Origin of the sequence: Achromobacter sp. HZ34, assembly GCF_002209485.1 — a bacterium.
In the GTDB taxonomy this organism is placed as follows: Bacteria; Pseudomonadota; Gammaproteobacteria; order Burkholderiales; family Burkholderiaceae_B; genus Bordetella_C.
Window position 1 is genome coordinate 198,906 of the sequence record NZ_NJIX01000006.1, and the last position, 25,109, is coordinate 224,014.

Consider the following 25,109-nt stretch of genomic DNA (forward strand, 5'->3'; position numbering starts at 1 on the left):
GCTCGATATGGCAGCGGACATCGCATCGCTAAGCGGGGAACTGGCGCAGGCGCTATTGCAGGTCTGGTCGCACGCCAGGGCGCCAGCCGGGTCGCGGGCGGGGACTCTGGCTGGCGCCCCTCCGGGATTTCAGGCCAGCCAAGGCGATCTCCCCGCTGACCTGCGAGCCAAGACTCTGCTGCACATTGCCGACTCGCTGGGCATCGCCCTGGCCGCGCGCGGCACCGACCTGGGCCGCCAGGTCATCGACGCTTTGCAAGCCGGACATGGCGAGGGCGCCTGCGGCCTCATCGGCGGCGGCCGTGCCGCGCCACTGGCAGCCGCCTTCATCAATTCCGCGCTTATCCATATCCTTGATTACGACGACATCCACGACCTGGGCCGACTGCATCCCAGCACGTGCGTGCTGCCCGCCGCGCTGGCCGCTGCCTCGCTGGCGGGCGCGACGGACGAGGAAGTGGTCGACGCCGTGGCGCTGGGTAATGAACTGGTGTGCCGCCTGGGTGTGATCTGCGCGCCGCAGGGCGAAGGCCCGGGCTCGGAATGGTTTCTCACACAGTTGTTCGGCTATCTGGGCGCCGGCATGGCGGCCGGCCTGGTGTTGAAGCTGGACCAGCGCCAGCTGGTTTCGACCCTGGGCCTGGCTTATATGCAATTGGCGGGCGGCAAGGAGGCCGGCTTCGGCACCGGCGCCACGGCGCGCGGCCTTTATCCGGCATTCGCGGCACAGGGCGGGCTGCAGGCCGCCCTGCTGGCGCGTGCCGGCGTGACGGGGCCCGCGGGCGCGCTGGACGGCGCGGTGGGACTGTTCCGCCTGTATCTGACGGGGGCGCTGGCGCCGCGGCAGCGCGCCATGCTGCTCGACTTTTCGCAGTGGCACGCGCGCCAGGTGGACATCAAGCCCTGGCCCAGCTGCCGTTTGTCCCACCCTTATATCGCCGTGGCGCTGGCGGCCCGCGCCACCAGCCTGGCGCATCCCGCCGCGCGGGTGCGCGTGGCGGTCAATCCCTCCTCCGGCCGCCTGTGCCGACCGCTGGCCCAGCGGCGCCGTCCGGTCACCCTGCAAGACGCCAAGTACAGCATCCCCTTCATGACGGCGTACACCCTGGTCCACGGCGCGCCCACGCTGCAAGGGTTTTCCAGCCAGGTGCTGTCCGACAAGGATGTCTTGCACATGGCCGAGCGGATCGAGCTGGAGGACGGTTTGCCTGATAACCCCGGCCATCCGCCGGCCGTTCTGGCATTGCTGGATGGCGAGCAGGTGCTTCAGCAGAGTCGTTTCGTGGCGCAAGACCTGGGCGTCGACGCTTTGCAGGCGCGGGCGAAATTCGACGACTGCCTGGATTTTGCTGATGCCGGCGCGGAGAACAGCGCGGCGGGTGGCACAGCGAAAGACGCGGCTGAAGGCACGGCGAAAGGCACAGCGAAACGCGCGGCAAAAGACATGGCGGACGGTGGGGGAGACCGCGCGGGGCGCGACGGCCAGGCTGGCGCCTTGTGGGACGCAATTATGGAAGGCCGCGTGCTGGCGGCATTCGACATGGCTTACAAGGACGCATGATATGTACAGCAGTGATCTGTTTTCAGGCCAGGTTGCCCTGGTCACCGGCGGCGCGGGTGGCATCGGACGCGCCGTCTCCATCGCGCTGGCCACGCATGGCGCGCAAGTCATCGCCGCCGATCGCGTGGCATTCGAACCGCCTTGCGCGGGTGTCCAGTGCGTGTCCCTGGATGTCACGCGGCGTGCCGATGTCTTGCGCTGCATGGACGATGCCGTGGCGCGCCTGGGCCGCCTGGACATCCTGGTGAACGTGGCCGGGATCGTCTCGCTGGGCAATGCGGAAACCCTGGCCGAGGCCGAATGGGACCGCGTCATCGACATCAACCTCAAGGGCACTTTCCTCTGCTGCCAGGCCGCCATCGGGCACATGAAGCGCAGCGGCGGCGGGCGCATCGTCAACCTGGGTTCGGTCATCGGCAAGAACGGCGGTAATCCGCGTCCATGGCTGGATCCGCGCGAGCAGGAGCGCGCCAGCAACGTCGCCTATGGCGTGTCCAAGGCGGGCGTACACTGCATGACAGCCTTCCTGGCCAAGGAGCTGGCCGCGGCCAATATCACTGTCAACGCGGTGGCGCCGGGTCCGGTCGCTTCGGCGATGACCAGCAATTTCCCGCAAACCTTGCGCGACCTGATCCCGGTGGGGCGCATGGGCGCGGCCGATGAAATCGCCGCGGCCGTGCTGTTTCTCGCGTCACCGCGCTCCGGCTTCGTCACCGGCGAGATCATGGACGTCAACGGCGGCATCTGGTGCGATTAGCAAGGATCAACCACGCCAGCAAAACGATTCACGGCGGCGCCGGGTCGCTCACCGCGTCCAGGTAACCCAATTTCGTAACGCAAGTTCGTAACGCAACTTCCAACAAGGCAGATTCAACCATGCAACAAGCCCGCTCCCTTTTTCTCGTCCTCGACATGCAAAACGACCTCGTGCACGTGGATGGCCCGAATGGCAAAAGCCCCTTGGGCGAGCAGGTGCGGGAGCGCCAGGTGATTGCCAAGACCGCCAAGGCCATCGCGCGTGCGCGCGCCGCCGGCATCGCCGTGGGGTTCGTGCGGGTCGGCTTCTCCGAAGGCTATCCGGAGTGCCCGCAAGGCTCGCAAGTATTCTCGGCCGCGCCGCAGCATGGCCTGTTCAAGCTGGGTGCGTGGGGCACGGAGATCCATCCCGAACTCGAACAGAAGGTGGGCGACATCCAGGTCATCAAGCATCGGGTCAGCCCCTTCTATTCGACGACGCTGGAAGCGCAGTTGCGCGCGCAGAACATCCAGCGCATCTATTTCTCCGGCGTCTCCACGCAGGCGGTCGTGCAGGCCACGGCGCGTGACGGTCACGACCGCGACTACGAAATGGTGCTGCTCGAGGACCTGTGCGCCGCGCATAGCGCCCAGGAGCACGCCAATTCGGTGGGCAGCATCGCCCGCTTCTGCAAGAACGAAAACAGTGAAACCGTGGTTTTCGCCAACCCCTGAGAGTGCGGTTCGCGGGGCCCGGCCAAAAACTGACGCCTTGTCAGGGCGCGTCGGCGCAGCGCAGGACGGGGTCGCCGATGACCAGCCCCTGGCCTACGCAGGGCAGGCTTATCTTCTGGCCCTTCTTGATCGCGGCGATTTGTGCTGACGCCGTCCTGGGGAAATCCAGGTGGACCTTGGGCATGGCGCTGTCGGCCGCGGTCAGTTCGAGATAGGGATCGCCATTGGCCGGCGCGGTGACGCCGGCAACGGTGCCGCTGATCTTGATGGTCTTGCCTTTGTACTTGCGGTCGGCCGCGGATTCGCTCTGCTGGTAATCGGCGTACAGCACTGTCGCCGCGACTTCAGGGGCGTTGGCCGCGGCCTGCGGCGAGGCGGCCGGGCGCGTGTCGGGCGTGGATTGCGGCGCCGCGGGGTGCGCTGACGCGGGAGCCGCGGACGGTGACTGCGCCGTAGCTGGCTTCGGCGCCGGCTGTGCGGGGACGGCCGGTGTCGCGTCCGTGGCCGCATAGAGGCGTTCCTGGTCGGCGTACCACTGGCGCACGCAAGCAGCGTCGGTGCAGGTCTTTTCGCGGCGCTGCCATTCCTGCCTGGCGCGGTCGTTGAAGGCCTTCTTGTCCGTGGCGCGGGCGCGGGCGGCTTCGAAGCTCTGCTTCAGATGATCATCGGCCCGCGAAAGATCAGGCGTGCTGCAGATCAGCTTTTCAGGTGCCGAACGCGCTTTGGTGCAGTCGAAGGTGACCGCATGCGCACCCCAAGGCAAACCCGCTAATGACACAGCCGCAATCCAGGCCAGGTTTTTCATCGACACACGCTCGCAAGAGTGAGGGAAACCGCGATTCTAGTCGGTTACTGGCAAGCTATTTCGATGCCGACGTGTCCGCGCTGAATACCAGGTAGCCCGCGATCGCCAGCATGCAGGTGCCCAACACGCCGTCCTGCGCCTGCAGGAACCAGCGATTGCGCGTCAACCAGTTGCGGATGCGCGCCGCGCCGTAGGCGTAGGTGGCGCCGGAGCACAGGCCGAACAGCTTGGAGATACACGCCAGGATCAGCATCTGCAGCCACACCGGCCCGACGGCGGGGTCGGCGAATTGCGGCAGGAAGGCGACCAGGAAGATGAAGACCTTGGGATTCAGCAGATTGGTCATGAAGCCCTGGATGAACACCTGGCGGCCTTCGCCCTTGGCGGGCGCAGCCGTCAGGTCGCGCGGCTTGCGGCTGCGGCGCAGGGCCTGGACGCCCAGGTAAACCATGTACACGGCGCCGGCCAGCTTCACGAACAGGAACAGCGTGGGCGATTCCTTGAAGATCGCGGCCAGGCCCAGCACCACCAGGGGAATCTGCACGAAGCCTGCGCAGAAGTTGCCCAGCACGCTCAGCCAGGCGATGCGAAACCCTTGCGTCATGCCGCGCGTCAGGGTCAATGCCATGTCCGGGCCGGGGGTGAGTTTCAAGGCCAGGTCGGCGGCCAGGAAGAGCAGGAGCATATGCAGGGTGGGCATGGCGGGCGAGGACAGAAAAAAAGGGGGAATAGGTCTCGCCGGGAATATTACCCGCAGTGTCGACCCCGCTTTATTTGGCCCTGGCCCCACCCGTCTCACCCGCCGCCGCTGCTCCCGCCGATCCCACCTATCCACCTATCCCACCTATCCCGCCTATCCCGCCTATTCCACCTGTTCCGCTTTTTCCCTTTACCCGATCCCTTCTTCCATTCCCTTCTCCGCTATCCATAAAGACCGATGACCGCTTCCCATACGCCACGCGTCCTGGCGTCCTCCAGGGCCGCCTGGCGGGTGTAGAGGCGGACGTCGATGTCGATGTCCTCGGCCTTGGCGCCCGCCCGCACGATGCGGCCCTGCAGCAGATCCTCTCGGATCAGGCTGAGCGGCAGCCAGGCCAGGCCGACCCCCTGGCGCACCATGGCATGGATGGAATCGGCCAGATCGGCCTCGTAGATGGTGAACAGGCGATCACGGCACGCCTGCTGCTGCAAGGCGTTGTCCAGGATGGACCCCAGCGCCATCCCCGGCGCATAGGCCAGGTAAGGCACCATGGGTTGGGACAGATTCTGCGGCACCGCGTATTTGGGATAGCCGGACACCAGGGGCGCGGAGACGGCGACCAGGGCGTCCCGGCCCACCGAGCAGGACAACAGGTCTTCCATGCCCGGCGGTATCGCCCCCTCCGGCGCATGGCCGAGCATGAAATCGGCCCATCGTTCCCGCAGCATTTCCAGGCCGGGACGCAGGCTGGTGGTCTTGACCTTCCACAGCAGATCACCGCAGGCATCGCGGATGTCGGCGACCAGCTGCGGCAGCAGGGTATGCGACAAGGTGCGGCCGGCGGCGATGGTGATGGTCTGCAGCGCCTGTTCAGGCGTATGTGCCAAAACGGCACGGGTGTTGCGCAATATGGCTTCGATCTGCCGGGCGGCGGCGGCCAGTTTGCGGCCTTCATCGGTGAGCGGACTGCGGCGGCTGCCGCGTTCCACCAGGGCGGCGCCGGCCCAGTCCTCCAGCGCACGGATACGCCTGCCAAACGCCGGATGCGTGATGCCTCGGTGGCGCGCCGCCTGGCTCAGGTTGCCGGCCTGGCCCAAGGCCAGCAGGTCGCGCAAAAGGGTGAGATCGAGGTCCAGATCCTTGGGCAGGGCGTCCATGGCAGATTCCGCGTGAATTTCGAGTTGTGCTGATTCGGCACAGCTTAACGTATTCATGCACCGGAATTCACCATGAAAGCGGCTAAGCTGCGCCGCATTCGACCTGGCTCGCATCATGTCCAACGTTTCCCTACGCAGCATCCGTTCGCACTTCTTCGGCGGCGTTACCACGCAGGTGCAAGGCTTGCCGGTCCTGGACAGGACCGTGGCGGCCGGCACGGCGCGGCCCGTCGACATGAACGGCACCTACAGCGTCGGCCAGATGTATGCGATGCAGTATGCCCTGGCGCAGCCGCGCTTCCCCTTGCCCATCTTGCTGTGGCACGGCGGCGGCATGACGGGCGCGCAGTGGGAAGCGACTCCCGATGGGCGGCCCGGTTGGCTGTGGCGGCTGCTGGAGGCCGGTTTCGATGTGTGGGTCTGCGACGCGCCGGAGCGCGGCCGTGCCTCATGGGCCATGTTCCCGGAAATCTACCGGTCGGCGCCGATCTTCCGCAGCCATGAAGAAGCCTGGGACGTGTTTCGCTTAGGCCCTTCCGGAGGCTATCCGTCCGCGGCACACCCCTGCACGCAATTCCCCGTCGAGCACTTCGACCAGTTCGCCCGCCAGTTCGTGCCGCGTTGGCTGGACCACGGGGAGATGGCGCTGGCTGCCTACGATGAGTTGATCGCCGCGGTGGGGCCCTGCATCGTCCTTGGCCACAGCCAGGGCGGCGGCCACGCGGCCCACGCCGCGCAGCGCCACCCCGCGCTGGTGCGCGCGGTCGTCGCGGTGGAGCCTACGGGCATGCCCGCCGTAGCGGAAATAGCGACTGAGCCCGTGGCCGAGCGCACGCCGGCAATCCAGCCAGCAGCCATGACCGTTGGCGGCATCCACCACACGAACATCCCCCAACTCGTGCTGTGGGGCGACTACCTGGACCACAGCCCGCTGTGGCACACCTACCGCCACGCTGTCGACGGCTACGTCCAGGCCATGCGGCAACGGGGTGCGCCCATGACGGTGCTGGACCTTCCCGCCGCTGGCCTACATGGCAACAGCCACGCCTGCATGCTGGACCGCAATAGCGATGAAGTGCTTGCGCACGTCACCGCGTGGCTCTACGCCACCTTGGGCAGCCGTTCCCAGGCTCCCCACCTCCCTTCAAAATGAAAGACAACAGGAGATACCAACAATGCTGAAGCGTTCCATCGTGGCTCTCGCCGCAATCGGCGCCTTTGTGGGCGCGGCCCCGGCCGCCATGGCCAAGGACTATCCGTCCGCGCCCATCCGCCTGATCATCCCCTTCGCCCCGGGCGGCACGGCCGACGTCATCGGCCGCCTGTTCGCGCAGAAGCTGGGCCAGAAGCTGGACGCCACCATCGTGGTCGAGAACAAGGCGGGCGCCGCCGGCGTGATCGGCTCCAAGTATGTGGCCGAAGCCAAGGCCGATGGCTACACGCTGCTGCTGGCCTCTTCCAGCACGCATGCCGCTAACCCCGCCATCTATACCAAGCTGACCTATGATGCGGTGGCCGACTTCACGCCGATCACGCAGATCGTCACGGTGCCGGGCGTGCTGAGCGTCAACGAGGATGTGAAAGCGGCCACCCTGGCCGATCTGGTCAGCGATTCCAAGGCCCAGCCGCACAAGTACACCTATGCGTCGTCGGGCGCCGGCACGCTGGGCAATCTGGCCATGGAATTGTTCAAGAAGAACAGCGGCGCGCAGATCATGCACGTGGCCTACAAGGGTGCCGGTCCGGCCTTCAACGATGTGATCGGCCGCCAGGTGTCGATGATCTGGGAACCGTTGCCGTCGTCGCTGCCTTTCATCAAGTCCAACCGCCTGCGCGCGCTGGCGGTGGCTTCGCCGGAGCGTCTGCCGGAAATCCCCGATGTGCCGACCTTCGCCGAAGCGGGCATCAAGAACTACGACGTGTCGGCCTGGAACGGTCTGCTCGGCCCCAAGGGTTTGTCGCCTGAAGTCGCCGAGACCTTGTACAAGGCGTCGGTGGAAGTGCTGAAGGATCCCGAGCTGCAGAAGCGTTTCAAGGAACTGGGCGGCACGGTGGTCGGCAACACGCCGGATCAGTTCAAGGCCATCATGACCTCGGAAATCGCCAAGTGGAAGGACGTCGCCGCGGCGGCGAACATCAAGCTGGATTGATGGCGCGTGCCTGATTTGCAGTGAGTAGTACGAAGCAGGCAGCAAGTAGTAAGAAGCAGGCAGTAAGCCCTCGCGCCTCGGCCGGGGGTGATGTGACCACGGGAAGAACGGCCCGGGCGGCGACGCCAGGGAAAAAGGACGGGCGGCTCCTGACGGAGCCGCCCGTTTACTTTTGCGATGCCCCTGCAAGCGGTCCGGGTGCGCGGACCGCTCGGCGCTGGCTGCCGCTGCCAGCGCCTACAACGGCTTGATCGCCAGGTCGCCCCGATACTCCGTGCGCGACAACGTTTCCGCATGGGCCAGGAAGGGATCCGGCTCCGTGGCCAGGTTCAGCGACAAGGTATGCTCGGCCAGCTGCTGGCAGGTCATGAAGCGCACATCACCCAGCTGCTTGATCTCCGTCAGCAGGGTATCCAGCACGGCGATACGGGCAGCCCGCGTGGAGCCGAAGTCGCCACGCAAATTCAGCGTGATGGGGATCAGGACGTTTTCCGCGTGCAATGCCTGGATCTCGTCGCGCCAGATCGTGTGCAGCCGCGCATGCGTGTGCCGCGCGGAGTAGATGGGCGCGTCGTCCAGCGCGAAGTTGGACGGCAGTTCGACGATACGCTTGCCGCCCGCCAGGCCATACACGTAAGGATGATCGGCATCCTGGAACGTGGCGTCGTAGAGAAACCCCTGTTCGGCAAGATGCCCCAGCGTGCGCGAGGACAACTCACCGCCCGGCGCGCGGAACCCCACCGGCGCCGTGCCGGTGATGTCGGCCAGCACGGTGCGCGCGGTGCGCAGCACCTCGACCTCTTTGTCGCCCAGGGTGGCGAAGTTTTCCAGGTCGATGCCTCGCGCGGCGATTTCATGGCCGTCCGCGGCCAGTTCGCGTACCAGGTCGGGATGGCGCCGGGCGTCGCCGCCAGGCACGAAGAACGTGGCGGGCACGCCATGCCGGGCGAACAGTTCACGCAGGCGCGGAAAGCCCGCGCGCACCGCGTAGCGGCCGTAGGAATAGCGGCCGAACAGGCGCTCGGGCGGGGTTTCCTTCAGGTCGAAGGTTTCGGCGTCGAAGTTGACGGTCAGCAGCACCACCGTGCGGGCGCCTTGGGGCCAGGTGTAGGTGTTCATGCGAAAGAGACCTCTTCCAGGTTGTCGCGGTGCTCCTGGCACCACAGTGCGAAGCTGCGGTAGTCCATGAACTGCACGCCGTCGTGGCCCTTCATATAGGTGATCAGGTCGGACAGGGCCCGGGTGCGCGAAGGCGTGCCGGAACCCCACCCCGCGCGTGGATGCAGCGACATGACGAAGAAGCGGTCGGCGCCGTAGATGGCGTCGAATTCGGACTTCCATTGGCCCAGCACTTCGGACGGCGGCGTATGGCTGAATTTGTAGAAGGGGAAGTCGTCCAGGCTGTAGGTGTTGTTGGGCAGTTCGACGATGACGTCTTCCGCGCCCTTGCCAAAACGCAGGCGATAGGGACGGTCGTAGTCCTTGTCGCTGGAGTCGTAGATATAGCCCATGGACTTCAACACCGCCATGGTGCGGTCACTCTTGCGGCCCGAGGGCGAGCGCCAGCCCAGCACGGGTTTGGCTATGATGTCGCGCAGGATGCCATCGGTCTTGCGCAGCAGGGCCTCTTCTTCTTCCAGGCCCAATTCCCAGGCTTCGTGCAGATAGCCATGCGCCGCCACTTCGAAGCCGTTGCGGTCGATCTGCGCAATGGTGTCCGGATGACGCTCGGCGTCGTAGCCGGGGACGAAGAACGTGCCCTTGATGCCATGGCCCGCCAGCATGTCCATGTGCCGGGGCACGCCGCAACGCGCGGAGTAATTGCCCCAGGAATGCTTGCCCAGCGGCGCGATGCCGCGGCCCACTTCATGGCTGGGGCCGTCGAAATCGATGCCTATCAACACCACGCAGCGCATGGCTTCGGGCAGGTTCGTTCGTTGATTCATTGCGTCTCCTCAATCCAGCTTGATATTCGCTTCACGTACCACGGTGCCCCACTTGTCCCGTTCGCCGGCCAGGAACTTGGTGAACTCGGCCGGCGGCATGTGGGCGATGTCGAAGGAGCGCGAGCGCATGGTGGCCTGGAATTCGGGCGAGTTGTAGACCTTGTCGATGGCCTTGTACAACTTGTCGACCACCGCGGGCGGCAGGTTGGCGGGGCCGAACAAGCCGATCCAGCCGACCGCGTTGAAGCCGGGGTAGCCGGATTCCGCGATGGTGGGAACGTCAGGCAGCAGCGCGTTGCGCTTGGCGTCCGTCGTGGCGATGGGGCGCACCTTGCCGGCCTTGATATTGCCCTGCTGCGTGCCGACCAGGTCCAGCATGAAGTCCAGGCGGCCGGCCAGCAGGTCGGTGGAGGCCTGGCCCGCGCCGTTGTACGGGACCGCGCCCGCTTCGATGCCGGCGTCGCGCTTGAACTTCTCCACCGCCAGGTGCGAGGAGCTGCCGACCGTGGTCACGCCGTAGTTCAGCTTGCCGGGGTTCTTCTTGGCCAGGTCGACCAGTTCCTTCAGCGTATGGACCTTGGACGACTCCGGCACCACCACCACGTTGTCGAAGGTGGCCAGCACCGAGATGGGCGTGAAGTCCTTGACCGGATCGTAGGGCAGCTTGGAATAGAGGTACTGGTTGGCGCCGTGCGTGCCGGTGGAACCGATCAGCAGGGTGTAGCCGTCCGGCTTGGCCTGGCCGACGAAGGCCGCGCCGATGCCACCACCGGCGCCCGGACGGTTCTCGACGACGATGGTCTGGCCCAATTCCTTGCCCACGTCCTGTGCGATGATGCGGGCCATGATGTCGGTGCCGCCGCCCGCGGCGAAAGGCACGATCAGGCGGATGGCATGGTCGGGATAGCTGTCGGCGGCGGCGGACAGGCCCGGTGCGGTCAGCAGGACGGCGCTGGCGGCGCCGGCGGCCAGGCGCAGGAGACGCGTGGTGAGTTTGGCTTTCATGTGATGATTCCCCTTGGTTTTGTGATGGGATTACCCGCGCCGCGGCAGCTCGTAGCGCGTAAAGGTGGGATCCAGTGCCGGCAGGTTGGCAACTTCCATGAACCCGTGGGCGGGTTGCATGATGACGGTGGACACCGTGGCGCTGCGGGTGGCGCGGCCGAAGTCGCCGCGCGGCGGGCGGCACACCGACCAGGGCGACTGATAGTCGTCCAGCAGCGCGTTCTTGACGTCGTCCAGCGTGATCTTGCCTACCCGCGGCGCCAGCAGTTCGCGCACGCGGTGTTCGCGGTATAGCGTGCAGGGCGAAAAGGCGATGCCGGTATCCTTGAGCTTGGTCAGCGCGATGGGGCTGAGCCAGTGGTTGGAGTGCACCAGCAGGCCGTTGTCCGGATGCAGCTGGAAGGTCTCGTCGGGCGCGCATTCGAAGTTGATGATCACGCCGCCGATATGCGCCACCGCCATATTGTTGGAGCCCGTCTTGGGCGTGGCGTACACGGCGTGCATGGCATGCGCGACGAAGCTGCTTTCCAGGGCCTTGCGGCGGATAAGGGGCAGGGGCACGCCGATCTGGCGGTAGTCGCGATCGGATTCCAGGTTGTTGCCGGTGATGGAGATGCCCGCCGCATTGAAACCGGACCGCGCCAGCATGCCGGCTTCGGTGAAGGTCAGCAGGTCGGGGCCATCGTCGCGCAGGATGCGCAGCACCACGCCGGTTTCCGCGCATTCCTCTTTCCAGTCCCAGTTCTGCGCGTGGATGAGCTCGCCGTCCTGGGTCGCCGCGCGCGTCACCTTGACGGAGGTGCAGCCGTCGTTGGTCTCGCCCAGCAGGCGCGCGCGCAGTTCGGGCCGTACGGCCAGCTTCATCACTTCGGTACGGGCATTGAGCAGGAAGATGTCTTCCACGCGCACGCCGGCGCCTTCGGCGATGCCCTGCATTTCAGTCAGGTAGTTCTCGTCGAACTTGCGCACCACGGGGATGTAGCTGTGGATGACCTGATCCATCTCGGCCGGCGCCATCTTCAGGTTCGCGGCCTGCGCGCTGTAGTGCTCGATGGACCGCGCGATGCGTTTTTTGGCCTGTTCGCCGTAGGCACGGCCGCGCGCCAGCGGTGTGCCGGCGATTTCGTACAGCGGAAACGGCGTCTGGGGCTGCCTGCTCATCAATGATCTCCTGGTTCGGCTCATGCCTGGCGTGGGAAATCCTAAAGATGCTTTGTCATAACATCAAATCATTTAAATGAAACATATAATGCTTTTTTTGATATGAACTCGGTGGTGTCATGGAGCTGGACACGCTGCGCAAGGTCAACCTGAATCTGTTGACCGTGTTCGAACTGCTGATGGAAACGCGCAGCGCCACGGAGACGGCGGCGCGGCTGCATACGACGCAGCCGGGCATCAGCCGCAAGCTGGCGGAGTTGCGGCGCCTGTTCGCCGATCCGCTGTTCGTGCTGGTCAAGCGGCAACTGGTGCCGACGCCGCGCGCGATCGAGATCCGGCCCACCGTGCGCGAGGCCCTGGCCGCCATCGGCGGGCTGATGGAGGAGGGCGGCGCCTTCGATCCCTTGAAGTCAACGCGCACCTTTCGCATCGCCGCGCGCCACACGCTGGAATGGATGCTGGCGCCGGGACTACGCCGGTATTGCGACCGGTACGCGCCCATGGTCCGCTTCAGCTTCGTCAATATGCTGGGCGTGGCGCTGCCGGAAAAGCAGCTGGAGGACCATTCCGTCGATATCGCGCTGGGCCGTTTCGAGGAAGTAGGGTCACGCTTCCGCAGCCAGGGCCTGTTCGACGACGACCGCGTCTGCCTGTTGCGCCACGGCCATCCGGCGGCACGGCGGCGCCTGACGCCGGCAGCCTTCAGTGCGCTGCGGTTCGTGACGACCACGGACATGTATGGCAAGGACAACGAGGTCGATACCTGGCTGCGCCATGCGGGGTATCAGCGCGAGTTCGACCTGTATGTATCGAGCATGAGCCACGTGCCGCTGATCCTGCAGCAGACCGACCTGGCGGTGACGATGCCGCGCAAGCTGGCCAACTACATTGCCCGATTTCATCCCCTGCACGTCAGGAATCTGGCGTTCGAGCTGCCCAAGTCGCATTACAACATGGTGTGGCACGCACGGTGGGAAGAGGTGCCGTCGCATCGCTGGATGCGCGAGGCCGTGGCGGGATTGATGCGCGACGAGGGCGGAACTTAGTGGGCGCTTAGTGGGAGGCTGGGCGCGCGTAGCGGCTGTCTACTGTGTGCCGCGCGTCCTGTTTCTCGCCGCCAGGGTAGCCATCCTGGTCGAACAGGATGCGTTCTATCGCCAGCGTACGTTCCCGCCGGCGCCGCAAGGCCTTGCCGGGGCGGCCGAACAGGCGCTTGCGCCGTTTGGCTTCGCGGCTGGCCTGCAGGTGTTCGATGAAGACGGCGTCGCAGGCTTCGTTATTGGTCTTGTCGAAGATCCAGCAGAACGACACCGGCAAGCGGGCCAGCCGGTAGCGCGGCTGCGCGCGCGCGGCGTCCTCGGCGATAAGGCGTTCGAGCACGACCTGGTCCCAGGCCTGCGGATCGGCCGCGCATGCCAGGCGCCACGCGTCGAGCAAGGCGGCTGCCGCGGGCGTGTCGTTGATCAACAAGGTGCCGCTGAGAAGATGTCCTTCCGGTTCATAGTAGGCGGCGATGTCGCAATCCAGGTCCAGCAGCACCGGCCACGGATCGCGATGGAACACCGCGTCGACGTCGACATACAGCAAGGCGCCGCGATGCCTGGCGCGTAGCGTGGCCAGCACGCCGGGCTTCATGGCGGCATTGCGTACCCAGCTGCCGGTGGAGGAAACCTGCACGACGTCGGCCGGCAGGCCGATCAGCTGGGCCGAGCGCACGAAGCGGTTCTTTTCCGCTTCGTAGATGCTGTCCCGGGTATAGAAGCCGGCGATCATGCCTTGGGGCTGGCCGGCGCGCGCCGAGCGGCGGCGCAGTTCGCGCGCGTCGGGAAAATCCACGGCTACGCGCTGATGTTCGGGTGTCCACGCGGACAGTTTGCGTTGCAGGCGGCGCCACATGGAGTACCTCTTGTCATTACATAAGTGGCCTGGGTCAGTGCGGCGGATTCTAGGGGTGCTGGCGTCGAAATCCTGTAAACCGGGCGCGGAATTCACCGAAACTCAGCATTGGAAAAAATTGCATCGAGTGATGGAGGAAGTGTGGGAAATGTGCAGGCAGGGACACTGACGGGGACCTGTCAGCCACGGCGGGCTAAACTTGCATGCGATTTTCAGATGCGCCTCCCACGGCGTCCGACCGCCAAAAGCGGTCGAGTCCCGTTCCCCTTCGCCTACCCCCGTCGATGATCTCCCGCCCCCGTTTCCGCATTTCCCCGCATTCCTTCTATTTCATCCTGTTCTGCGGTGCGCTGGCCGCGCTGGCCTCGCTGTCCATCGATGTGGGCCTGCCCGCTTTCGGCGCGGTGGCGCGCGACATGAATACCGATGCGGCGCGGGTGGCATTGAGCCTTAGCATCTTCTTCGTCGGTTTCGCCGCGGCGCCGCTGGTGTATGGACCGTTGTCGGACCGCTGGGGACGCCGGCCGGTGCTCCTGTTCGGCCTGGTGATCTACACGCTGGGGGGCGTGGGATGCACGTTCTCCAACACCATCGATACCTTTCTCGCCTGGCGCCTGCTGCAAGGCGCGGGGGCCGGCGCCGGCGCGGTGCTGTCGATGAGCCTGGTGCGGGATCACTTCGAAGGCGTGAAAGTACGCACGCTGTTGTCGAACATCGCCATCATCCGCGTGATCGCGCCGATGGTGGCGCCGTCGGTGGGGGCGTTCCTGCTGGAGGTGGCCAATTGGCGCGCCATCTACGCCATGATGATGGTGGGCGGGGTCGTGGTGCTGGGCATTGTCTGGCTGGGCCTGGAAGAATCCGCGCCCCGCCTGCGCGCGGGTGCGGACCAGCGCGCGCCGTCGGTGTCCGTGGGAGGCGCTTACGTGGCGTTGCTGCGCAAGCCCGTGTGCATCGCCTATATGTTGATCTGCGGCCTGGGCTTCGGCAGCCATTTCGCCTACGTCACGGGGTCGTCGCTGGTGTTGATGGAAGCGCTGGGCGTGCCGCCGCAGGCCTTCGGCCTGCTGTTCGGCGCGGCGGCCGCGGGCATTATGCTGGCGTCGTATTTGAGCGGCCGCTTGGCGGGCTACGTGCCGGGCGATCGCCTGATCCAGATCGGCTTGAGCATCGCCCTGGTGTCCGCCGTGATCATGCTGCTGCTGACGGTGACGCATCTGGTGCGCGCGTGGAACCTGGCGCCGCTGTTCATGTTGAACGCCTTCTGCTACGGCTTGATCACGCCCAGTACCCAGCAGGGGGCGTTGCAGCCCCTGGGCAATATCGCCGGGTCGGCGGCGGCGGTGATGAATGCGCTGATGATGGGTATCGGCGCCTTCTCCAGCTGGCTGGTCAGCGACCTGTTCGGCCGCATCGGGGTGTTGGCGGTGACCGGCACCATGGCGATCTTTTGCGCGCTGGCCCTGCTGGTGTACGTGCTGATGGTGAAGCTGCGCACGCCGGGCACGGCGGCGATTTGAAGGCCGCTGGCCCAGGCGCGGCGACGATCCACGCGGACGCCCCGCGCCGGTTGGCCACGCCTTGACGGCGGCAATCCTGGATTCACCCGATTCAACCTCATCGTATTTCCTTATCCCGCTTTGTTTATCCCGGCTTTGTATTTGGTTCGTCCCGCGGGCGCGCCGATACTGCCGGCTAAGCCGCAACACAGCGGATAAACAGGAAAGAGGTCATCATGACGCATCGGTTTGGATCTACCGGCGGGCCGGCTGGCCTGCCACGTTCCGGGATGTCGCGGCGCGCGCTGTTGCGGGCGGCGAGCGTGATAGGCGCCGTGGCGCCCCTGGGCATGCTGGGCTCGCGCGTGCTGGCGGTGGATGCGGCACCGCGCACGCTGCGCATCGCCTGGAGCCAGACGGCGGTGTGCCAGTCGCCCGTTTCAGTGGCGCTGGAGCGCGGTTTCTTCGAGCAGTATGGGCTGAAGGTCGAACGCATCAATTTCAGCGGCAGCACGGACCAGTTGCTGGAGGCCATTGCCACCGGGCACGCCGACGGCGGCATCGGCATGGCGCTACGCTGGCTCAAGCCGCTGGAGCAGGGCTTCGATGTGAAGCTCGCGGTGGGCACGCATGGCGGTTGCATGCGCCTGCTTACCCCAACGGATTCTTCCATCCAGGACATCAAGGATTTGAAGGGCAAGCGTGTCGCGGTCTCCGACCAGGCGAGCCCCGTGAAGAATTACTTCGCCATCCGCGCGGCCCAGCTCGGTATCGATCCGGACAGCGTCGAGTGGAAGCAGTATCCGCAGGATCTGTTCGCCGAAGTGCTGCGCAAGGGCGAGGTCGATGCCATCGCCGGCGACGATCCGCAGCTGTTCGTGTATCGCGAAGACAATCATCTGCGGCAGATCGCCACCAACCTGGACGGCGCCTATGCGGACCGCACCTGCTGCGTGCTGGGATTGCGCGGGGATCTGGTGCGCAAGGATCCGGAGACCGCATCGGCGGCGGCGCGCGCGGTGATCGCCGCGCAGAAGTGGACCGCCGCCAATCCCGACGAGACCGCGCGCATCTTCGCGCCTTATATTCCACAGAAGGTACCGGCTGAACGCGTCGCCGCGATCCTGCGTTCGCATACGCATGGCCACGCTTCCACGGGCGCGGCGCTGCGCACGGAGATCGTCGGTTACGCGGAAGATCTCAAGGGCATCAAGGTGCTCAGCCCCGGGTTGGATGTGCAGAAGTACGCCAAGGTGGTGGTGCCCGATGTCATCGGCTGACACTGCACTGGCCGTCGCCGATGCCGCGGCGACGGTACGGCGGCCCGGGCGCCTTTGGCTGACCGGGCTGGCCGCCGCCCTGTTGTGGGCGGCGGTCGGGGGGTTGACGCTGTCGTGGCCCAACCAGGAGGTCGGCTTCAAGGAGTGGGGCTATACCCGCGAGTTCGGCTTGGCCGCCGTGGCGTGGGCGGTGTTGCTGGCGGTGGTCGCGCTGAGTTGTGCGGTGACCCACGGGAAACTGGGGCAAGCCAAGGCTGTGGCTCGGGCCGGGACCTCGTTCACGCCCGGATCCTGGTTGCGGATCGCTGCGCAGAGGCTACAGCGCGCCGGGCCCTGGCTGGTGCTGTTGGCGGTGTTGGTGGGAATCTGGGAGGTGGTCACGGCCAAGCTGGCCCTGCTGCCCAGCCCCTTCTTCGCGCCGCCCCAGTCCTTGATCGAGATCTACGTCGGCGATTGGAAGCGTCTGCTCGACAGCCTGGTGAATTCGCTGTGGCTGCTGGCCAATGGCTATGTGCTGGGGGCCATCAGTGGGTTCGTCACTGGCGTGGCGATAGGCTGGTCGCGGGGGCTGGGATATTGGGTGCATCCGGTGCTGCGCTTTCTTGGCCCGGTGCCGTCGACGGCCTTGCTGCCCATGGCATTTTTCTTCTTCCCGTCCAGCTGGGCCGCGGCGGTCTTCCTGATCGCGCTGGCGACGTGGTTTCCGGTAACCGTGTTGACGTGGTCCGGGGTGGCCAGCGTCAATCGCGCTTTCTATGACGTGGCGCGTACCCTGGGTGCGAACGGCCGGTTCCTGATCTTTCGCGTGGCTGTCCCCGCGGCGCTGCCGCATGTGTTCGTGGGCTTGTTCATGGGCCTGGGCGCGTCGTTCTCGGTGCTGGTGGCCGCGGAGATGATGGGAGTGAAATCGGGATTGGGTTTCTACCTGTCCTGGGCTCAGGGCTGGGCTTCCTACGCCAACATGTATGGTGCGCTGATCGTCATGGCGCTGACGTTCTCGGGCTTGATCACGCTGCTGTTCGCGGTGCGCGATCGCGTGCTGGCGTGGCAGAAGGGAGTGGTGAAATGGTAGCCGTGAGCGAAGGCAGTGCCCGTCTGGGGGTGCGTTTGAATGTGCGCGGCGTGAGCCATGCTTTCGACCTGGAAGGCGCGGCATTGCCGGTGCTGGACGATATCGACCTGGATGTCCAGCCGGGAGAATTTGTCGCGTTGCTGGGACCCAGCGGTTGCGGCAAGAGCACCTTGTTGCGGCTGGTGGCGGGATTGGAAACGCCCGATCGAGGCCTGATCGAGGCTGACGGCATTGCGGTTACACGGCCGGATCCCAGCCGCATTCTGGTGTTCCAGGACCCCACGCTTTATCCCTGGCGGACCGTGCGCGACAACGTGGCGCTGGGTTTGCAGGCGCGCGGCTTGTTGCGGCGGGATGGCGCGCGCATCGACGATGCCTTGCAACGGGTGGGATTGACGGCATTCGGGTCTGCCTATCCGCATCAGTTGTCCGGCGGCATGGCGCAGCGCGCCGCGCTGGCCCGTGCGCTGGTCAATGATCCGCGCATTCTCATCCTGGACGAGCCCCTGGGCAAGCTGGATTCACTGACGCGGCTGGCGATGCAGTCGGAGCTGGTGGACCTGTGGCAGCGGTCCGGCGTGACGGCGCTGCTGGTGACCCACGATGTCGAGGAGGCGCTGTTCCTGGCCACGCGCATCGTCGTCTTGAGCGACCGTCCGGCACGCATCAAGGACGAGTTGATCAACGATCTGCCTTATCCCCGCCACCGGGGCGATCCCCGCATCGCGGATTTGCGGCGGCGTGCCTTGTCATTGCTGGGCCTGGCTGCCACATGGTAAGGGGGCGCGCATGCCCGCGACGCAGCCCGGCGTGAGCGGCGCTTCGGGGGCGCCATCGAAAGGGCCGAAACCGGTACGTGCCCGGCGCCCGGCCGGGAAGCGCTTGCTATTCGCCGCACTGGTGTTGGTGGTGCTGGGCCTTGCCACCGCCGTGGTGGCGGCATGGTCGGGGTGGCCGATGCCGGGATGGCCGGTGGATCGGGTGCCCTGGCCCTTTGCCTGGCGTTACGACGCGGACCTTCCGGTCAGCCCCTACGTGTGGCACAAGCTCTGGTTGGCGGTGGCAAGCGCCACGGGCGGGGTGATCCTGGTGTGGCGCGGAGCGTGGCACCGCCGTTGGCGGTGGGGCGCCCTGGCCGCGGGCGCGCTGCTGCTGGTGAACGCCTCCTGGCCCAGGCCGGCCCTGTATCTGGCGCCCGCGTTGCCGACTTCGTTCGAGCGATCGTCTCTTGCTTACACACCCACCAGCCTGCTGCAGGGCAGGGTGGCCTACGAGGCGCAATGCGCCAGTTGCCATGGCGTGGCCGCCGATGGCCAGGGCCCGCGCGCCGCGGCGCTGGCCCTTTGGCCAAGCACGCTGGGGGAAGCGCTATTCCAGAATCGCCTGGAGGGGGAAATCTACTGGCGTATCTTGCATCATCCGCCTGTCGGCGCCGGCCGCCATGTCGGTGGCGAGCGCGTTACCGACGCCAACGCAAGCGCCAGTGCTGGCGCCAGCGCCGCGGGTGGCGAGCAGGGCAATACAGGCCATGCAGGCCATGCGGGCCATGCGGGCGGCGCAACGACCAGCTCGACGACGTGGGTGCCGGCGCCGGATGCCGATGCGGCGTGGCGTGTGGTGGATTACTTGCGTGCCATCGCCTATGGGGCCAGCGGCGGGGTGGGGATGCCGTCGGTGCCCGCACCCGAAATTGCCTTGTCCTGCCGGGGCCGGGGACGTGTTTCCTTGTCGTCTCTGCGCGGCCAGCCCGTGCGCATCGTCGCGCATGGCGCCTCGACCGAGGAGGACGAGCGCGATGATCCCCGCCTGGTCACGGTGGTGTTGACGCGCGGGGCGGCGGGCCGGCCGGTCGGCAATGTTCATCTCGACCCGCTGGATCCACGCGACGCCGTCGACGCCGAATGTAGCAGCGCGGACGCAGACGCGTGGCAGGCCTATGCCTTCCTGGCTGGCGTCACGCCCGATAACCTGGCCGGCGCCCAGTTCCTGGTCGATCGGCAGGGCTGGCTGCGCGCCCGCCACGCAGGCGGCGCTGAACCCGCCTGGACTAGCGGTGACGATGTCTGCGGACCGAGCGGTCGCCTGCACGTCGCGTTGCCCGTGCAGGGCCTGGCCCAGATCCTCAAGGCCATGGACGCCAGCCCGATCGCACCGGATCGTTACCGGCGCGGGTAGCCATCGCCACGCGCGATCCAGGGGGAGTGGCGGTAGCACGGGCCGCCATCCTGGCCCGCGTTGCCGTGCCCGCGCCGCGCCACGAGCATCAATACGCCATCGCTTCGCCCTGGGGAACCGAATGCCGCCGGACCGGCGGCAACCCCAGGTGGTCGCGCAAGGTCTGGCCTTGGTACTCGCGGCGAAAGACGCCTTTTTCCTGCAGCAGCGGCACGACACGGTCGACGAATTCCTCTATGCCCGCGGGGATCAGATGCGGCGCGATGATGAAGCCATCGCACGCATCCGCCTGCACATAACGGTCGATGTCATCGGCCACCTGTGCAGGTGTGCCGACGAACTGCTGCCGTCCGGTCACGCGGATGATCAGATCCCTGATGCTCAATCCCTCGCGCTGCGCCAGCTCGCGCCAGCGCCGCGCGGTGGCTGCGTTGTCGTCGTGCTGGCGAGTACGGCCGCGCGCGACGATGCCGCCTTGCAGATCCGGTTCGATGTCCGGCAGGGGACCTTCCGGGTCGTACGCGGACAGGTCGCGATTCCACACCTGCTCCAGCAATACGATGGCCGTTTGTGGGCTGACTTGCTGGCGGCGCACCTCGGCATGGCGCCACGCCGCTTCCTCCGCCGTGTCGCCGAGCACCACGCCCACGCCGGGCAGGATCTTCAATTCGCCGGGCGCGCGCCCGGAACGCGCCAACCGCCCCTTGACGTCAGCGTAGAAGGCCTGGCCCTCGGCCAGCGCCCCATGGCGGGTGAAAATGGCATCCGCGGTATCCGCGGCGAATTCACGCCCGGCGCCGGAGTCCCCCGCCTGGAAGATCACAGGATGCCCCTGCGGCGGCGTCGGCACGTCATAACGCCCCCGCACATTGAACTGCGGGCCCTGGTAATCGAAGTCATGCCGTCCGGCGTCCCATAGCTTGCGGGCGAGCAAGACGAATTCCCGCGCGCGGTCATAGCGTTGTTCGAAGGGCAGGTACCCCCCACGGCGGAAATTCTCGCCCGTGAATGCGCCGGGCGAGGTCACGACATTCCAGGCCGAGCGGCCGGCCGACACATGATCCAACGTGGCAAGCTGGCGGGCCAGGTTGTAAGGCTCGTTGAATGTTGCATTCAAGGTGCCGGCCAGGCCGATGCGCGACGTGACCGCGGCCAGCGCGGCAAGTATCACCAGGGTATTGGGCCTGCCGATCACGTCCAGGTCGTGCAGGCGGCCACGCTGCTCGCGCAGGCGCAAGCCTTCGGCGAGGAACAGGAAGTCGAGCTTGCCGCGTTCGGCCGCCTGCGCGAATCGTTTGAAGGAATCGAACTCGATCTGGCTGCCCGCGCGGGGATCGCTCCAGACCGTCATATTGTTGACGCCCGGGAAGTGCGCGCCGAGAATGATTTGCTTGCGCGTCATGATTGCTGTGCTCCTTGCCATTCACCTGTGCTCCCGGCTGCTGCCGACGTAGGCAAGCCAGTCTGCGAAATATCCCGATATCGGTTCAAAGCCGGCGCCAGGCCCAGTCGTTGGCGTAGCGACTTGGGGGGTGTTGCGCTGTTCCCGGACAGCAGGCCGGCATCGCGCAGGCGCGGCAGCAGGGCCTCGTCGATGGCAGCGAGGTCGCGCGTGAGATTGCGCGGATGCACGCGCACCCCGTCATAACCGCGCGCCCGCAGATCGACGATGCGTGCGGCCAGCGTGTCGGGGGTGCCGGCGTAATAGGTGCCGTGGGCGTCCTGCTCCCAGCTGTCTTCCTCCACCAGTGGATCGAGCGAGAAGACGAGGTCGGCGTAGAGGCGCAGCGGCGCCAGGGCAGCGCCAGCGAGTTGGCGCGCCGCCGACAGGCGTGCGCGCAGCGCAGCCTGCGCGCTGTTGTCGCCATCGATGGGAATGAAAGCGATATCCGCGTGGCGGGCGGCCCACGCCCCGTCTGCCTCGCTGCGCACCGCGATGGCAACTGGCGGCTGGCCCTGCGGTGGCCGCGGTACGATGGACGGTCCGCGTATCGACCACCCCGCACCCTGGAAGTCGATGTAGTGCAGCTTGTCGCGGTCGATGAAGCGCCCGCTGGCGGCATCGCGGATGATGGCGCCGTCTTCCCAGCTGTCCCATAGCAGCCTGATGGCCTGCAAGGCATCGTCGGCATCGGCGTACAACGCATCGCCGCGCGGCACCGGAAAACCGGGCAGGCCGGCCCCTGCCAGTTGCGCCACCGCCGCCGCATGGCCCGTGTCCGGCACCAGGGCGAGCAGGCCGGCGCGTCCGCCCGTGACATAGTCCAGGGTAGCCAGCGCCGTGGAAACATGGAATGGCTCGTTCAAGGGCACCACCACTCCTGGCAGAATGCCGAGGTGGCGCGTGAGCGGCGCCACGCGTGCGGCCAGCAGGATGGCATCCAGCGGCGTCTGCCCCGGTCCGCTGGCACGGCCAGCGCGATCATCCAGGGTGACGAAGTCCACGCCGGCGGCGTCGGCGTCGAGGATGGCCCGTTCCCAATGCAGCACCGGGTGTGCTGCGTGACCATGGTGGGCGGCCGCGTTCAGGCCCAACCCGAAATGAAAGGAAGATGTCTGCGTCATGGTATGCGTAAAGGGGCGGTTGTTTGTGAGAAAGGCCCTGCCAGGCGTAGCCCCGATCCCCAAGGGCGAGGTCTTCATGCCGCGAGATGCAGCGCTCGTTGCCGGGCATTGCCAAGCTGTCCCGGACTATCGGCCAGCAGCGCCCTGGTATAGGGATGGCGAGGGTGATCGAAGACCTGCTGCGCCGGCCCCTGTTCCACTACGGCGCCTGCACGCAGCACTACTACGTGATCGGAGATCTGGCGCACCACGGCCAGGTCGTGCGAGATGAACAGATAGCTCACGCCCAAGTCGTTCTGCAGCCGCGCCAGCAGATCCAGGATGCGGGCCTGCACGGAAACGTCCAGGGCCGACACGGCCTCGTCCAGTACCAGCAGATCCGGACCGATGGCCAGCGCGCGCGCGATGGCGACGCGTTGGCGCTGGCCGCCGGACAACTGGGCCGGCTTGCGGTCCAGCAGGGCCGGCGACAATTCCACCTGCTCCAGCAGTTGCGCGGCACGGTGCCGACGGCTGGCAGCATTACCGACCCCGAAGGCTTCCAGCGGCTCGGTGATGATGCGTGCGAGCGTGAAGCGAGGGTCTAGCGAAGCGTAGGGGTTTTGATAGACGACCTGGACCCGGCGACGGAAATCGCGCAGGGCGCCGCGCGACAGATGCGTGACATCCTGCCCGTCGAACAGAACCTTGCCCGCACTGGGCCGTTCCAGGCAAAGCGCGATGCGTGCGGTGGTCGACTTGCCGGAGCCGGATTCACCGACCACGCCCGTCGTACCGTGGCGCGGCACGTCGAAGGACACGTCGTCGACAGCCTTCGGGCCCGCGCCGAATTCCTTGCTCAGCCCCCGCAATGCCAGCAGCGCGCCGCGCCGCGCCGGGGTGTCCGGGCGAGGCTCCCGCGGAAGCATCCTGCCATCGCCACCGCTGCCGGCGGCGTCCGTCGAAAGCGCATCCCGGCGGATCGGCAGGCTGATGACATTCACGGGTCGAGCGTCGACCGGCCGCACTGTCGCGGCAAGGATGGGCGCCGCGGCCAGCAACGTCCGCGTATACGCATGACGCGGCTGGTCGAATATGGCCGCGGTGGTGCCGCTTTCGACGACCCGTCCTTGCTGCATGACCACGATGCGATCGGCCCGGTCCAAGGCCACGCCCAGATCGTGCGTAATGAGCAGCACCGCGATGTCCTTGCGCCGGGCCAGGCCTTCCAGATGATCCAGCACCTGGCGCTGCACCGTGACGTCCAGTGCACTGGTGGGCTCGTCGGCCACGATCAGGGCCGGCTCGTTCGCGATCGCCATGGCGATCAGCACGCGCTGCCGCATTCCGCCGGACAGCTCGTGCGGAAAGCTGCGCGCGATGTGCTCCGCTCGTGCAAGTCCCACCTCCGTTAGCAACCTGGGCACCTGGGCGGCAGCGTGACGGCGCGGTACCCCATGGACGAACATGGCCTCTCGCAACTGCACGCCGACGCGCTGGATCGGATCCAGCGACAGCCCCGGATCCTGCGGCACGAAACCGATACGGCCGCCGCGCAGGGCGACCCACGCACGTTCCCCGGCGGTGGCCACATCGCGGCCTTCGAAAAGAATGGTGCCCTCGTGCCGGCGGGCCGTGGGCGGCAACAAACCGGTCAGGGCCGCTGCCAGCGTCGACTTGCCGGATCCTGACTCGCCCACCACGGCGACGATCTCGCCCGGTCTCACCTGCAGGCTGACGCGATCCAGTGCGGGCATTGCCTGGTTGTCATAGGACACGCGCAGGTCTTCGACCGCCAACAGCGGCGACTTTTCTTGAGGCATCATGGGGCTCCCTGTTCTTGCACGGCGCGCGCCACCTGGTTGGCGGCCAGCACCACCAAGGCCACCACGGCACCGGGCATGGTCGTGTACCACCAGGCGGCCGCCATGTAGTTGCGGCCTTCGGCAATCAGCAGACCCCATTCCGGTTGGGGCGGTGGTGCGCCGAACCCCAGGAAGCTCAGCGACGAGACGGCCAGCACGGCGGAGCCGAATTCCAGCGCAGCCAATGCCAGCACCGGACCGGCCGCATGCGGCAGCACATGGCGCAGCAGGATGGTCCCGGTGCGGACGCCGCCAGCCACGGCGGCTTCGACGAAGACCGCGCCACGCCAGCGCATCACCTCGCCACGCATCAGGCGGGCGAAGGTGGCGATGTAGGAAAGGCCCACCGCCACGGCGATATTCACCGTGCCGAATCCAAGCACCGTGACGATGGCCATGGACAGCAGCAGGGTAGGGATGGCCATGAGCACGTCGGTGGCGCGCATCAGCACGGTATCGGCGCGGCCGCCCAGGAAACCCGCGAGCAGGCCGATGGCACCGCCACTGGCCAGGGCAATGAGCACCGCCAGGCCGGTCGCGCGCAGGGAGGTGGACGTGCCATGGACTGTGCGGGCGTAGATGTCACGGCCAAGATGGTCGGTGCCGAACCAGTGTGCCGCCGAGGGCGCCTGCAGTGCATCGCGCGGTACGCCGCGCAACGGGTCCGCATTGGTGAACAGGCCCGGCGCGAGGGCCCAGGCGACGACCAGCACCAGGATCAGGATGCTGGCCAGCAACGCTGGCCGGCGCAGCAGGCAAGCGACGCCGTGCAAGGCAGCGCGCCCGCGGCCGCCGGCGTTCGGGGCGCTCGGTAAGCCCAGGG

23 protein-coding genes are annotated in these 25,109 nt (G+C 66.6%); 11 read left to right on the plus strand and 12 right to left on the minus strand.

Annotated elements, in window-relative coordinates:
- Positions 1–7: 7 nt before the first annotated feature.
- The 3 genes from CEY05_RS23125 (at position 8) to CEY05_RS23135 (ending at position 3,031) form a co-directional block, all read left to right on the plus strand.
- The gene (locus CEY05_RS23125; protein ID WP_088599618.1) at positions 8–1,561 is read left to right on the plus strand and encodes an MmgE/PrpD family protein; all 1,554 of its coding nucleotides are present in this window, start codon (positions 8–10) and stop codon (positions 1,559–1,561) included.
- 1 nt (position 1,562) lies between these two features.
- On the plus strand, positions 1,563–2,318 hold the full coding sequence (locus CEY05_RS23130; RefSeq protein WP_088599619.1) for an SDR family NAD(P)-dependent oxidoreductase: 756 nt from the start codon (positions 1,563–1,565) through the stop codon (positions 2,316–2,318).
- 119 nt (positions 2,319–2,437) lie between these two features.
- Complete coding sequence (locus CEY05_RS23135) at positions 2,438–3,031, plus strand: cysteine hydrolase (protein ID WP_088599620.1); 594 nt, start codon at positions 2,438–2,440, stop codon at positions 3,029–3,031.
- Positions 3,032–3,071: 40 nt separating this feature from the next.
- On the opposite strand, the gene CEY05_RS23140 is transcribed toward CEY05_RS23135, so the two are convergent.
- The 3 genes from CEY05_RS23140 to CEY05_RS23150 all read right to left on the minus strand — a co-directional run bounded on the left by CEY05_RS23140 (position 3,072) and on the right by CEY05_RS23150 (position 5,693).
- Positions 3,072–3,809: a hypothetical protein gene (locus tag CEY05_RS23140; RefSeq protein WP_158219398.1), complete on the minus strand. Its 738-nt coding sequence runs from the start codon at positions 3,807–3,809 to the stop codon at positions 3,072–3,074.
- A gap of 82 nt (positions 3,810–3,891) precedes the next feature.
- Positions 3,892–4,536 carry a LysE family translocator gene (locus CEY05_RS23145; protein WP_198952878.1) on the minus strand — a complete coding sequence of 215 codons (645 nt, stop codon included), beginning with the start codon at positions 4,534–4,536 and terminating at the stop codon, positions 3,892–3,894.
- Between the two features lie 221 nt (positions 4,537–4,757).
- Complete coding sequence (locus CEY05_RS23150) at positions 4,758–5,693, minus strand: LysR family transcriptional regulator (RefSeq protein WP_088599622.1); 936 nt, start codon at positions 5,691–5,693, stop codon at positions 4,758–4,760.
- Between the two features lie 115 nt (positions 5,694–5,808).
- On the opposite strand from CEY05_RS23150, the gene CEY05_RS23155 reads away from it, so the two are divergent.
- Both CEY05_RS23155 and CEY05_RS23160 read left to right on the plus strand, forming a co-directional pair.
- Entirely contained in the window at positions 5,809–6,846 is a 1,038-nt protein-coding gene (locus CEY05_RS23155) for an alpha/beta fold hydrolase (RefSeq protein WP_088599623.1), read from the plus strand.
- A 22-nt stretch (positions 6,847–6,868) separates the two neighbouring features.
- A complete protein-coding gene (locus CEY05_RS23160; RefSeq protein ID WP_088599624.1) occupies positions 6,869–7,843 on the plus strand; it encodes a tripartite tricarboxylate transporter substrate binding protein in 975 nt (324 codons plus the stop codon).
- Between the two features lie 237 nt (positions 7,844–8,080).
- On the opposite strand, the gene CEY05_RS23165 is transcribed toward CEY05_RS23160, so the two are convergent.
- The 4 genes from CEY05_RS23165 to CEY05_RS23180 are packed head-to-tail and all read right to left on the minus strand — an operon-like array spanning position 8,081 to position 11,955.
- Positions 8,081–8,962, minus strand: coding sequence for a polysaccharide deacetylase family protein (locus tag CEY05_RS23165; RefSeq protein ID WP_158219399.1), 882 nt, complete (start codon positions 8,960–8,962; stop codon positions 8,081–8,083).
- Positions 8,959–9,789 (minus strand): polysaccharide deacetylase family protein, encoded by an 831-nt coding sequence (locus CEY05_RS23170; RefSeq protein ID WP_088599626.1) that lies wholly within the window; start codon positions 9,787–9,789, stop codon positions 8,959–8,961. The genes CEY05_RS23165 and CEY05_RS23170 overlap by 4 nt, the downstream gene beginning before the upstream one ends.
- Positions 9,790–9,798: 9 nt before the next feature.
- Positions 9,799–10,794: a tripartite tricarboxylate transporter substrate binding protein gene (locus CEY05_RS23175; protein WP_088599627.1), complete on the minus strand. Its 996-nt coding sequence runs from the start codon at positions 10,792–10,794 to the stop codon at positions 9,799–9,801.
- A 30-nt stretch (positions 10,795–10,824) separates the two neighbouring features.
- Positions 10,825–11,955 carry a C45 family peptidase gene (locus CEY05_RS23180; protein ID WP_088599628.1) on the minus strand — a complete coding sequence of 377 codons (1,131 nt, stop codon included), beginning with the start codon at positions 11,953–11,955 and terminating at the stop codon, positions 10,825–10,827.
- A 119-nt stretch (positions 11,956–12,074) separates the two neighbouring features.
- Here CEY05_RS23180 and CEY05_RS23185 point away from each other — a divergent pair, with 119 nt between their 5' ends.
- Positions 12,075–13,001 (plus strand): LysR family transcriptional regulator, encoded by a 927-nt coding sequence (locus CEY05_RS23185; RefSeq protein ID WP_088599629.1) that lies wholly within the window; start codon positions 12,075–12,077, stop codon positions 12,999–13,001.
- A gap of 7 nt (positions 13,002–13,008) precedes the next feature.
- On the opposite strand, the gene CEY05_RS23190 is transcribed toward CEY05_RS23185, so the two are convergent.
- Positions 13,009–13,851, minus strand: a complete 843-nt coding sequence (locus CEY05_RS23190) for a putative nucleotide-diphospho-sugar transferase (RefSeq protein ID WP_233161670.1) — start codon at positions 13,849–13,851, stop codon at positions 13,009–13,011.
- A gap of 284 nt (positions 13,852–14,135) precedes the next feature.
- On the opposite strand from CEY05_RS23190, the gene CEY05_RS23195 reads away from it, so the two are divergent.
- From CEY05_RS23195 to CEY05_RS23215, 5 genes are all read left to right on the plus strand, one after another.
- Positions 14,136–15,371 carry a multidrug effflux MFS transporter gene (locus tag CEY05_RS23195; RefSeq protein WP_158219400.1) on the plus strand — a complete coding sequence of 412 codons (1,236 nt, stop codon included), beginning with the start codon at positions 14,136–14,138 and terminating at the stop codon, positions 15,369–15,371.
- A 215-nt stretch (positions 15,372–15,586) separates the two neighbouring features.
- Complete coding sequence (locus CEY05_RS23200; RefSeq protein ID WP_088599631.1) at positions 15,587–16,630, plus strand: ABC transporter substrate-binding protein; 1,044 nt, start codon at positions 15,587–15,589, stop codon at positions 16,628–16,630.
- Positions 16,617–17,702 (plus strand): ABC transporter permease, encoded by a 1,086-nt coding sequence (locus tag CEY05_RS23205; protein WP_088599632.1) that lies wholly within the window; start codon positions 16,617–16,619, stop codon positions 17,700–17,702. Before CEY05_RS23200 ends, CEY05_RS23205 begins: the two co-directional genes overlap by 14 nt.
- Entirely contained in the window at positions 17,696–18,481 is a 786-nt protein-coding gene (locus tag CEY05_RS23210) for an ABC transporter ATP-binding protein (protein WP_088599633.1), read from the plus strand. Before CEY05_RS23205 ends, CEY05_RS23210 begins: the two co-directional genes overlap by 7 nt.
- Positions 18,482–18,584: 103 nt before the next feature.
- Entirely contained in the window at positions 18,585–19,877 is a 1,293-nt protein-coding gene (locus CEY05_RS23215; RefSeq protein ID WP_088599634.1) for a c-type cytochrome, read from the plus strand.
- A gap of 88 nt (positions 19,878–19,965) precedes the next feature.
- On the opposite strand, the gene CEY05_RS23220 is transcribed toward CEY05_RS23215, so the two are convergent.
- The 4 genes from CEY05_RS23220 to CEY05_RS23235 form a co-directional block, all read right to left on the minus strand.
- Positions 19,966–21,279, minus strand: a complete 1,314-nt coding sequence (locus CEY05_RS23220; protein ID WP_088599635.1) for an LLM class flavin-dependent oxidoreductase — start codon at positions 21,277–21,279, stop codon at positions 19,966–19,968.
- Positions 21,276–22,442, minus strand: a complete 1,167-nt coding sequence (locus CEY05_RS23225; RefSeq protein WP_158219401.1) for an LLM class flavin-dependent oxidoreductase — start codon at positions 22,440–22,442, stop codon at positions 21,276–21,278. Before CEY05_RS23225 ends, CEY05_RS23220 begins: the two co-directional genes overlap by 4 nt.
- Positions 22,443–22,516: 74 nt before the next feature.
- A complete protein-coding gene (locus CEY05_RS23230) occupies positions 22,517–24,247 on the minus strand; it encodes an ABC transporter ATP-binding protein (protein WP_198952879.1) in 1,731 nt (576 codons plus the stop codon).
- Positions 24,244–25,059 carry an ABC transporter permease gene (locus tag CEY05_RS23235; protein ID WP_233161671.1) on the minus strand — a complete coding sequence of 272 codons (816 nt, stop codon included), beginning with the start codon at positions 25,057–25,059 and terminating at the stop codon, positions 24,244–24,246. The genes CEY05_RS23230 and CEY05_RS23235 overlap by 4 nt, the downstream gene beginning before the upstream one ends.
- Between the last annotated feature and the right edge of the window lie 50 nt (positions 25,060–25,109).